Genomic DNA, 11,185 nt, shown 5'->3' with positions numbered 1-11,185 from the left:
GCGAAGACTCTAAAGACATTTTGTTAAGTTTTTTAAACGCCGTGCTCGACTTCGGCGGACGGACGATTGCCGATTTAACCATTGTCGATCCGTATAATATTCCGATGCTGCAAGGCATGAAAGACACTTATGTCGATGTCAAAGCCATGCTCGACGACGATAGTCGTGTGATTATCGAAATGCAAGTGCTAAACCACGAGTGTTTTGAAAAGCGTATTCTTTACAACGCCGCAAAAAATTACTCTTTACAACTAGGCCAAGGCGAGGCGTATCATTTGCTAAACCCTGTCATTGCGCTGACGCTGACGGATTTTGTCATGTTCCCGAACCAACCGTTGATGAATTGCTTTAAGTTGCTGGAAAAACAACGCTTCATCGAATACAGCGGCGATATTGAACTGGTTTTTATCGAGCTACCCAAGTTTTTAAAAACTGAGACCGAACTGACAACCATACAAGACAAATGGCTGTTTTTCATTAAAAACGCCGGTAAATTGAACTATATCCCGAATAATTTGGAGCAAAGCTTGCAAAAAGCGTTTGCTATCGCTAACGAAGCCGGTCTAAGCGCCGAAGAATTAGAGCTACAACACCGCAAACGTGATTTTATCTTCGTTAACCAAAGCGCATTAACCTTAGCGACTAAACAAGGTATCAAGCAAGGCATTGAACAAGGTATCGAGCTAGGCATTGAACAGGGTATTGAGCAAGCCCGCCGAACCGCTATTCTCAACGCCCACCGAGCCGGTCTTACTCCGGAGACCATTGCGCAAATTGTGCAAATAGATTTAGCACAGGTTAATGCTGTGTTGGCTGAAATTGCCCATAAATAATGATTGCAGTTAAACCAATTACCTCATCTACCCATCTACCCAATCCGATTCAGAAACGAACAAGATGAGATTATTGACTCAACGCAGTTAAAATACCTTCAATATCAAGCTCCTGTCTAACGCTATCGGCAAACGCTTGAATCGCTTGTTCACGATAAACCGTGTAACAATAGCCTTGATACTGTGGATTAATGGCGCGTAAATAATCATTCCTAAACTCATCATTATCGAATACGCCATGTACATGTGTACCGGCGATAGCACCAGCCTGATAAAACAATGGATAACGATTCAAGCGACCGCAGTGAATTTCATAACCACTCAACGCTGAATAAGAAAATAACTCATAAGACCCACGCGCCAGGATTTTAGGCTGTTGATAGACTACATCGTCATCGATAAGACCTAAGCCTGATGCGTAACTAGCGACATCATGCTCTAACGCATCAGGGTCGTGTAACTCACGGCATAGCATTTGATAACCGCCACACAGACCAAAAATGGGTTTTTGTAAGGTTAAAATTTCTTGGTACAAGCCTTGTGTTTTCAGCCATTGCAAATCACGCAGCACGGTTTTACTGCCGGGTAAAACCACCATATCAAACGAGTCTAAGGGCCGATAATAATTAACCATTTCAACATAAACTTCTTCATCGGCCATAAACACATCTAAGTCGTTGTAATTGCTTAAGCCCGGATACGCAATAACAGCAATACGAATTTTAATAGCGCCTAAGCGCTGTTGATAATGATTTAACGACTGTGAATCTTCCAAATCAAAATTCAACGGCATATAAGGCAGCACGCCTAATACCGGTACACCAAAGCGCTGGGCAATGATTTTTTCGCCTTCGTAAAAGAAACGCCTATCACCGCGAAATTTATTCACTACCACGCCAATCAAATTATCGCGTAGCTGCGGTGCTAACAGCTCCAACGTACCGTAAATCGACGCAAAAACACCACCGCGCTCAATATCGGCGACTAAGATATTAGCGGTATCAAAGTGGCTAGCAATAAAGGTATTGGCTAAATCCTGTTGCAACAAATTTAACTCCACCGGCGAACCGGCTCCCTCAGCAATCACCACATCGTATTGCTTTTGTAAACAAGCAAACGCGCGACGCACCTCAAGCTTAAGCGCGTCGATGTTGGCATAATAATCGGCAACGCCTTGATGCGTGGCGACTAAACCATTGACTATGACTTGCACTAAACCTTGCCCGTGCGATTTTAATAACACCGGATTAAACAAATAACTTGGCAGCACCCGCGCCGCTTCGGCTTGTAAACATTGCGCCCTAGCTATTTCGCGATTTTCTACGGTGACGGCTGAATTATTCGACACATTTTGCGCTTTAAAAGGTGCAACGCTTAAGCCACGGTCGGCTAAAATCCGGCATAACGCCATAACAACCGTTGTTTTACCGGCATCAGAGCTAGTACCGAATACTGTCAATGATTTCATTTTGTTTTTGTTAGCCTTTCTACAACCACGTTAAACATCATGCGTACAACACACACTCTGAACGGTCACATTCGGTATCTTGTGTTGCCATAAGGTGCGCTGCGCGCACCTTTTTCATTGATTTTTAATGATAACTTATAAAGGTGCGCACAGCGCACCCTACCTGAAAACTTAACCTTTTAAAGCATATTCAATGTGTTAGCTGCCCAGCCCACATCTAAATCGGTGCTATAGGGTTGCTATAAACCCAATTCCGCTAATCCGGCATGGTCATCGGGTCGACGACCTAACGGCCATAGCAATAAGCGTTGTTCGGACTTAATTGGCAAATCGTTGATACTGGCAAAACGTCGCTGCATGAAACCTTGTGGATTGAATTCCCAATTTTCATTACCGTAACTGCGAAACCATTGCCCTGAATCGTCATGCCATTCGTAAGCAAAACGCACAGCAATCCGATGGTCGGTAAACGCCCATAATTCTTTGATTAAACGATAATCCAACTCTTTGGCCCATTTACGCTGCAAAAACTGGCGAACTTGCTCACGGCCTTGTGGAAATTCGGCGCGATTACGCCACAACGTATCTTCGGTATAGACCAGGGCAACGCGGTCTGGGTCGCGCGAATTCCATGCATCTTCGGCCATGCGTACTTTTTTGCGCAGCCGTTTCAGCGGTAAAAGGTGGCACAGGGGCCTTGATTTCTTCAGTCATAATGCTTCTCCGTGATAAAAAGAACTGGATTTATTCTTGCCACATGCCAGGCATATCGACATAACCAGGCAATGCTCGAATGCGCTTAAACCAAGCAATAATGTTATTGTAGACAACTATATCGATATTACCCTCCGGAGCAAGTGCCAAATAGGGATAAATGGCAATATCAGCGATAGACACTTGGTCACCGACTAGCCAGTCCTGATTTTGCAGATGCTGGTCAATAATACCTAGCACTTTATCGGTGGTTTGCTGAGCTAATCCGGTATCAATATTGCGCCCAAATTTATAATGTACGCGCAGCAATGCAGGGCCGTGGAAGATTTCATTCGCGGCGGTCGATAGCCAAGCCACAATTTGCGCTAGTTGGTAAGCATCGTCTTGCCACCATTGTTCACCTCCATAGCGTTTAGCCAGATAAACCAAAATGGCCTGGCTGTCACGAATCACTAAGCCGTCATCAACTAATACGGGAACCTGGCCGAAAGGATTACGTTGTAAATGCTCTAAGCCGCGTTGCTCACCGCCACGCAAATCTACAGGTTGGAGCTGATAAGGAATGGCTAATAAGCTTAATAATAAACGGATTTTGTGGCAGTTGCCGGAAAGTGACATGTCATACAAAGTGAGCATAGTGAATTCTCATTGGGTTAAATAAAGCTTTCAAATTGCACCCGCTCTTCGGCGATACCGAGTTGGTGGGCGGTTTGGCGCACACTATCGATTAGCCGAGTCGGGCCACAAACATAAATAACGCTATTGTCAGCGGCGTTAGCCAGCAACGCAGAAATGTCTAACCGGGTTGGCGTGTGCCCTTGGCTAAAATAAAACTGGCATTGCGTGGGAAACTGCCGTTGAAGGTCTTTGATAAAAGCCATGTCTTCCGGGGCTCGTCCTGTGTAATGCAATTGAAAATCTGTCCCCCGTGCCGCTAAAGTTTCAGCCATCGCATTAATGGGCGTGATGCCTATACCGCCTGCAATCAACAGTGCTGGCCGATTATCGTCGTGCAATGGAAAATAATTTTCAGGTATATCGCTGTTCAAACGAGTACCTATTTGCCAGCCCTGTTGTAGGGCAGAAGAGCCACCTTCACCGTCGTCTTGTCTTAACACCGCAATCTGATAGTAGCTGTCCCGTTCGTCTACGGCATGAGTCAGGGAATAGGCACGGCTAGTTATACGTCCATCGGGCAGTGCAATAGGTACACGCAAGTGCGCCCCGGCTCGATAGTTCGGCAGCCGCTCACCGCCAACATGACGTAACTCATAGGCGCGGATACGTGGCGTTAATTGACGTATCCCTGTGATAATCAAGGGCAATGCGCCGTTACCCAAAGCAGCCTGTGTGTGTTGTACCTCCGCTGTTTTTTGTTGGCGTGCGTGTTCAAGCAAACTGTCGACATCACGTTGGTTGTAGCGTGGTGTGATGTATTTAGGACAATTCCAATCAAAGGCTTCGACGTGTATCACAACACCTCGCTCGACCGGCGCGCGGAAATCGGCCAATTCTAACTTAGCTAGCATGTCCGGCTCGCGGCGTTCATTGACTACACGCGCTCTTCCCCAAATTTTCAAACGCCGCCGACTTGGATAGTCCATTAGCAACAAACTAACTCGGTCGTCGCCGCGCAAATTGCCTACTGAGATATATTGGCGATTACCGCTAAAATCGGCATATCCTATGGTTTGTTCATCTAATACTTTCAAAAAACCTACAGGTCCTCCACGATGTTGCACGTAAGGCCAACCGGTTTGGCTCACTGACGCTTGATAAAAACTATCGCGCTCGGCAATAAAGGATTGCTCAAATTGGCTTAACACCGCTATTTCGGTGTCACCCAGTTCCGCAGCACTATACGCCCTGCGACTACCCATTTCGGTTTGCACCGCTTGCACATCGGGTGTAAAACTAATCTTAGCAAATGCACGCGCCATAGCTTTTACTCCTAAATATAACGAATCGTGATAGTTACTTTGACACGAAGCTTAGTTATCGTGAATAGTCAAGATTTGCAATATCTTATTCCATTCAACGCAATAAACTGGGCGAACAACATCACTATGTTTCGCCCAATGACTGATTAAGCGGCTTGCTTTAATGTTATCTTCGGAAAATCAATGTCTACCCGACTAGCTTTGCCTAAGATATTGGTCAAGATGTTCATGCCGACGTGAGTAATAACCTCGACGATGTCGGCTTCGCTAAAACCCGCGTCGTGCATTTCCTGCAACTCAGCATTAGTAATTTCACCGGTGTGTTCGACCAACGCGCGAGCAAATTTAACCGCAACTGCCGCTTTAGCATCTTGGCTGTTACCGGCGCGGTTGGCTTCAATTTCCGCGCTGTTCAAACCCGCTTTACGACCAATCGCGGTATGGGCAGACAAGCAGTATTCGCATTCATTTTGTTGGGCTAAAGCTAGCGCGATGCGTTCGCGGGTGCTAGCGTCTAGCGAACCATGATTAGCGATATGGTGTAAGCCGAGAAACGCTGTTAAAGCGTCTGGTGAGTGTGCGAATACGCGTAGAAAGTTAGGTACCATGCCTAATTGATTCTGAATAGCTGTTAGCAGATTCAATTGTTCAGTATTAGCAGTTTCGTTAGTTATCGTCGTAATACGGCTCATGAGAGTTCTCCAAAAATAATGAAAGGGTTGTATCGGTCTGAGACAAATTCAACAGACGGACATAGTTTGCTTTATTGCTAAAAAATTAAGAATAGTTTAAATTATCAATTAACTATTCCGAATAATGGAATTAACTATGGATCGCTTACATTTAATGACGGTGTTTGTCGCTGTCGTCGAAGCCGAAGGCTTTGCCGGTGGTGCGCGCAAATTACAAATCTCGCCGCCCGCTGTAACACGAGCAATAGCGGCACTAGAAGACCGATTAGGCGTTAAGTTGTTAAACCGTACGACCCGCTATGTGCGGATGACTGAAGCTGGGCAAAAGTATTACGAAGATGCTAAACGAATTATTACCTTAGCCAATGAAGCGGATGACGCAGTTCTAGGTATCAACGCCGAGCCGCGTGGACAACTGACTGTTACCGCCTCCGTGCTATTCGGTCGCTTATACATCATGCCCGGTATCGTCGAGTATTTAAGCTATTATCCTAATGTGGAGCTGAATGCCTTATTTGTTGACCGGGTAGTTAACATGTTGGAAGAAGGCGTTGATGTAGCGATTCGCATCGCCGAATTGCCCGATTCGTCGTACCGAGCATTACGGGTCGGTTCGGTGCGCCGAGTATTGTGCGCCTCGCCAGACTATCTAGCCCAACACGGCACACCTGAGACACCTGACGATTTAACCCAACATCGCATCATTCTGGCTCGTGGCCTAAATCCTACTAATGAGCTACGCTTTCAGCAGGATGGTCAGGTGCACACAGTGAAGGTACAACCGATGTTAAGCGTCAGTGACAACGACTCTGCAGCTAGCGCGGCCAAGGCGGGATTAGGCATTACGCGTTTATTAAACTATCAAATTGCCGAGTCATTACTCACCGGCCAATTAAAAATCGTACTGAGTGACTATGAAAGTCCGCCCGTTCCTGTGCATATTCTGCACCGCGAAGGCCGTCATTCCTCTGCGAAAATCCGCTCCTTTGTTGACTTAATGGCTGCACGTTTGCGGGTAGCGTTGTCAACCGATTAATCGCCATTTTGAATCGGATTAAATTTCTCATTTATCAACTTAATGATTTTCGAGTTTAAATTATCCTGAACAAATCAATAGTTACGGTTTTTATAACCTTGTAGGATTGCATCGTCTAACCTTCCATTACGTTGCACCTCCCTTGTCTTAGCTTTTTTTGCTAGACTGCAACAATACCCTTGTTAATTAATTGGAGTTTTTATGTCAAAAGCCAAAGGTTATGCTGCCCATAGTCACGATACCCCGTTAGTGCCATTTGCTTTTCAGCGCCGCGAGCCATTAGCCGATGATGTGGTTATTGATATTTTATATTGCGGTATTTGTCATTCCGATATTCACCAAGCACGTAATGAATGGGGTAGTTCGTCGTTTCCAATGGTGCCAGGTCATGAAATTGTCGGCGTCGTCAGCCAAGTCGGTAGCGCCGTTAGCCGTTTTAAAGCGGGCGATAAGGTCGGTATCGGGTGTTTAGTCGATTCGTGTCGCACTTGCTCAGAATGCCAAGACGGCTTGGAGCAATATTGTGAACATCCGGTGTTTACTTATAACAGTTACGATAGCCATTTAAACACCCAGACTTACGGTGGCTATTCCAATCGCATTGTAGTTGACCAACATTTTGTCTTAGCTATTTCTGATAAGCTCGATTTAGCGGCTACTGCGCCGTTATTGTGCGCAGGTATTACCACGTATTCACCATTGAAACATTGGCAGATTGGGCCTGGTTCAAAAGTGGGCATTGTCGGCTTAGGCGGTTTAGGTCACATGGGGGTTAAATTTGCCCATGCGTTAGGTGCAGAAGTCGTTTTATTTACCACCACGCCTAGCAAAGCTCAAGATGCTAAACGCTTAGGCGCTGATGCCGTCGTAATTTCTAAACATGCTGAAGACATGGCAAAACATACGTTAAGCTTTGATTTTATTTTAAATACCGTCGCGGCTCCGCATAATTTAGATGCCTACACTCAACTATTAAAACGCGACGGTACGCTTTGTTTAGTCGGCGTGCCTGATCAACCACATCCATCGCCTTCGGCAGGTGCGTTAATCTTTAAACGCCGTCAGTTAGCCGGTTCGTTAATCGGCGGCATTAAAGAAACCCAAGAAATGTTAGATTTTTGTGCTGAGTATTCTATTGTGTCCGATATTGAAGTCATCAATATGCAAGACGTTAACAATGCTTTTGAGCGCGTGTTGCGTAGCGATGTTAAATACCGCTTTGTCATTGATATGGCGAGCTTGGCCTAATTAAAGGTATGCACTTTAGACGGGACAATCCAAGTAGGGGCAGGGCGTTTTAGAGAGCAGGTGTTGGTAGCATGGATGCTGCCGCCAAGCCTACAGGGATGTATTTACGGCGTCCTGCGCTCTGAATGCCCTGTCCCTACTTAAGCTGGTGCCTAATTAAATGCGGCGCTACCGGCTCGGTTTGACCTTGATAACACGCTGCTGACTCGGTGCATACGGGCAGCTCCACAGGTTGGGACTGCCAAGGTTCAAAACCAGCATCAGGATTAAATAGACTCATCGCGCCGGTTTCTGGATGGATAGCGGTTAAATGCAACCACGCACCGCCGATAAGCTCACGTAAACTCGGTTGGCGCTGGTAAATCGCGGTGAGTATTTCTGGCGTGGCTTCGACGATGACTTGTAAACGCATGGCTTCATGTACCTCAACCATTTGTAGCGGTAAGCCGGTAAGCAAATCACTATTCGTCCCTTCCATGACCGCAACCATGCCCATGATGTTATGCGGCGTTTTGGTGCCACAGCCAAAATAAGTGTTATTAATCGTTGAAAAATAATATTCCAGATTAATCCCCGCCCCTACCGGGCTTACCGCAAGTAATATGCCTTCAAGAATTTTACCGTCTGGGTCTTGTGTAGGGTCATAGGAAATTAAAAACACACGCCTATCTAAAAACAAACCGCGCGATAACGAGCGCCTACCGATAATCGCGGCGGCATTCGTCGCATGACCTAATTCTGGACGCGATTGAGTAAAATCGATGCTGCGTTGATAAATATGGCTTAATGCCCTTTTGGGTTTAGGTTGTTTAGGTGCCGAGGCAAAACGGCGGCAACGCTCATGAGCTGACATCTGCCTAGCATGATTGAGTTGTTGTTGCAGACGTTCAAATGCAATGAGTCGTGCGGGTGGTATGTCCTCTAAATCGTACCATTTAATGTCTTCGCTACAGGTATTGTGCTCAGCCGCTATAAACCAGGTGTCGCTAGGAATGTTTATGCCACGCTGCTGTAATAATTCGCGCACTTCGGCTCGATTAGCCATGATTGCAAATGCACGCGCATTAGGTCCACCATGTTTACCACTACAAGCACCACAATTATGTGCAGCGTCATGGGGGTTATTTTGGCTGGTTGAGCCATGCCCTATTAACACGATAAGTTCAGCAAAGCCGTAACTTAAACCTGTACTGCGTAAAAACGCCGTGACACGCTCAGCTTGTTCGCTGTCAGAAAAACCTGGCTTTTGCACTTCAGGCTCATTAGCGGTTAAATTAACCTGCAAATAGGTTTTTATTCCAGGTTTTAACACGCGTTTTAAACTCTGCATTAAGCGGTGACTGAGTTCGGGCATAAGCACGATGCCTAATAAATGCGCTAACAACACAGGAGCCATCAGAGGAATAGCAATAACGCTAGTCAATACCTCAGAACTGCTGCGATAGTTGAATAAGCGACTTAATGCTTGCAAGCGTTTAAAACCTTGCTGATGCTTAATTAACTTAGAGGCAACTTCAGGATGTGTCCGCTCACGCACCGAATGCTGAGGCGTTACTACGATAGGGCATAATGCGCTAGGCTTGGTATCGGTTAAACCTTGGTAATCCATTGCAATACCAAAAAAACCGGCAGCACCTAAGGTTTCCAAAGCAGGATTGTGCTCTTCTAAATGCCGCCTAAACGCTTCTTCGCGTTCGTCCATGCAAAAAATCAGTTGTGCCTCTGGGCGGGTGTCGCGTTTAGCCCAAGCACCATAGCCATAATTCGCACGCAAGCCTTGCAACAGTTGCTCACGATAATGGAACTCGTATGCATATAGCCATACCTTACTATGCTCACTGCTATCAAACTCGTTTAGAAGCGCTAATAATTGCTGGCAATCGGTTTTATTAAGCGCTAACACATGCTTAGCATTAAGCCCTAAGTGCTGGCATAGCAAAAATATCCGCCAAGCGCTGTTTTCAACACTAGGCTCGGCAGTCGCCGCATTAGGGCTTAGCTGCCAAGTCAATATCTTATCGGCTAACTGTTGCCATTGCTCCCTGGCTTGGCGTTCTGACCCGGCGCGTATAATTAACGCGTGTGCTTCTTGGCTTAAGTATTCCGGCAAACGACCTTGATATAAATGCTTACGGACAAAAAACTCGGATAAGTTTTTGCGAAAATAGGTTGTTAACGACTGAACATTGGCATCGACTTGCCATAAATCGTGACAAGCTTGATTTAACCACAAGCGATCTAACACTAAGCGAATCGCAAGATAATCCGCTAACGTAATCGCGCCAGTTTGCCGTGGATTGTATTTAGGATGATGTTGACGCCAATTGATAAAACCCGACCAGCCAGGAATTTCTAACGCAATACGTCGTAAATAACCTTCCCATTGCGCTTCTGGCAACGCCATTTTAGTGAGCTGTATAATAATCGCATCTAACGGCTCTTCCGGTAAATCCGCAATAATCGTTTGCCAGTCGGGTAGTTGATGCAAAAACAAGTTGGCATCAAAACTAAGCATCATGCGCCAGGCTTTATATAAACTCAGTTCTTGCTCAGGATTATGCCAATGAGCAATGCCTTCATCTAAGGCTGAAGCACACACTTTAATCAGTTGTGGCCTCACACAGTCTAAAATATCAAGTCCGCTTAGCGCTAACACCAACCCACGTAAACTTAAGCTATTGCCTAACTCAGCAAACAATCGTTCGACTTCTTGCTCGGCTTGCTGCTGAGTATGGATATGAAAACTGGTTTGCGGTTCGGCACTTAAACCTTGATTAAGCCAATCCTCGGCTTGCTCAATCGTTAAATCCAATAAAGCTTCTGGATGCAACGCAACCGTTTCTAATTCCAGCTTAATAAGCACGCTATCCCATAAGCGCCTAACCGCTTCAGCTTCGCTACCACCCGCTAACAACAACGTTTGCGCAAACTCAGGCACACCTTTTTGTATGCGCTGCAAGGCGTGATTGTGGTGAATCTGCCATAGCAAACCACTAAAGCTTAACGGCGATAACTCCTGTAATAACGCAATCTTATACACATCACGCCGGTAAATCGTGCGCTCATACACTTGGCATACCGCTTGTTCGGCGAGTAAACCTGGATAAAACGCAAACGCGGCGTCTAAATCCGCCTCGTTAATGCGTTGTTGTTGAAACAGCTCGCGAAATTTTTGCTCCGGCAAATACCCTGATACGCCGGTTAAGCTTTGTGCCGTATCTAAAGCTTCTTCAAACGGTAGCTCTTGATAACCA

General features: G+C 45.9%; 8 protein-coding genes and 1 pseudogene. 3 read left to right on the top strand and 6 right to left on the bottom strand.

The window, feature by feature from the left end; translation table 11 throughout:
• A partial coding sequence (locus tag VZ94_RS17870; RefSeq protein ID WP_045780260.1) for an Rpn family recombination-promoting nuclease/putative transposase occupies positions 1-833 on the top strand: 833 nt, incomplete at its 5' end.
• Between the two features lie 70 nt (positions 834-903).
• Here the strand turns inward: VZ94_RS17870 and VZ94_RS17865 are convergent.
• The 5 genes and pseudogenes from VZ94_RS17865 to VZ94_RS17845 form a co-directional block, all read right to left on the bottom strand.
• Complete coding sequence (locus tag VZ94_RS17865) at positions 904-2,301, bottom strand: cobyric acid synthase (RefSeq protein WP_052700707.1); 1,398 nt, start codon at positions 2,299-2,301, stop codon at positions 904-906.
• Between the two features lie 239 nt (positions 2,302-2,540).
• Positions 2,541-3,015, bottom strand: a pseudogene (locus VZ94_RS17860) (nuclear transport factor 2 family protein).
• A gap of 30 nt (positions 3,016-3,045) precedes the next feature.
• Positions 3,046-3,651 carry a glutathione S-transferase family protein gene (locus tag VZ94_RS17855; RefSeq protein ID WP_045780259.1) on the bottom strand — a complete coding sequence of 202 codons (606 nt, stop codon included), beginning with the start codon at positions 3,649-3,651 and terminating at the stop codon, positions 3,046-3,048.
• Between the two features lie 17 nt (positions 3,652-3,668).
• Complete coding sequence (locus VZ94_RS17850; RefSeq protein ID WP_045780258.1) at positions 3,669-4,955, bottom strand: pyridoxamine 5'-phosphate oxidase family protein; 1,287 nt, start codon at positions 4,953-4,955, stop codon at positions 3,669-3,671.
• Positions 4,956-5,101: 146 nt separating this feature from the next.
• Positions 5,102-5,647, bottom strand: a complete 546-nt coding sequence (locus VZ94_RS17845; protein WP_045780257.1) for a carboxymuconolactone decarboxylase family protein — start codon at positions 5,645-5,647, stop codon at positions 5,102-5,104.
• A gap of 136 nt (positions 5,648-5,783) precedes the next feature.
• Here VZ94_RS17845 and VZ94_RS17840 point away from each other — a divergent pair, with 136 nt between their 5' ends.
• Entirely contained in the window at positions 5,784-6,683 is a 900-nt protein-coding gene (locus VZ94_RS17840; RefSeq protein ID WP_045780261.1) for a LysR family transcriptional regulator, read from the top strand.
• A gap of 201 nt (positions 6,684-6,884) precedes the next feature.
• A complete protein-coding gene (locus VZ94_RS17835) occupies positions 6,885-7,931 on the top strand; it encodes an NAD(P)-dependent alcohol dehydrogenase (RefSeq protein ID WP_045780256.1) in 1,047 nt (348 codons plus the stop codon).
• 136 nt (positions 7,932-8,067) lie between these two features.
• Here VZ94_RS17835 and VZ94_RS17830 read toward each other — a convergent pair.
• The coding region (locus VZ94_RS17830; RefSeq protein WP_045780255.1) for a DUF2309 domain-containing protein at positions 8,068-11,185 on the bottom strand (3,118 nt) is incomplete at its 5' end.

It is taken from the genome of Methylocucumis oryzae (genome assembly GCF_000963695.1).
Lineage (GTDB): Bacteria > Pseudomonadota > Gammaproteobacteria > Methylococcales > Methylomonadaceae > Methylovulum > Methylovulum oryzae.
Note: the sequence above shows the minus strand (reverse complement) of the source record. Positions and strands in the feature narration are given on the sequence as shown.

Excerpts from the sequence above, each read along its gene's own strand:
- VZ94_RS17865 (WP_052700707.1), bottom strand. The coding sequence starts at position 2,301 with ATGAAATCATTGACAGTATTCGGTACTAGCTCTGATGCCGGTAAAACA.
- VZ94_RS17855 (WP_045780259.1), bottom strand. The coding sequence starts at position 3,651 with ATGCTCACTTTGTATGACATGTCACTTTCCGGCAACTGCCACAAAATC.
- VZ94_RS17850 (WP_045780258.1), bottom strand. The coding sequence starts at position 4,955 with ATGGCGCGTGCATTTGCTAAGATTAGTTTTACACCCGATGTGCAAGCG.
- VZ94_RS17845 (WP_045780257.1), bottom strand. The coding sequence starts at position 5,647 with ATGAGCCGTATTACGACGATAACTAACGAAACTGCTAATACTGAACAA.
- VZ94_RS17840 (WP_045780261.1), top strand. The coding sequence starts at position 5,784 with ATGGATCGCTTACATTTAATGACGGTGTTTGTCGCTGTCGTCGAAGCC.
- VZ94_RS17835 (WP_045780256.1), top strand. The coding sequence starts at position 6,885 with ATGTCAAAAGCCAAAGGTTATGCTGCCCATAGTCACGATACCCCGTTA.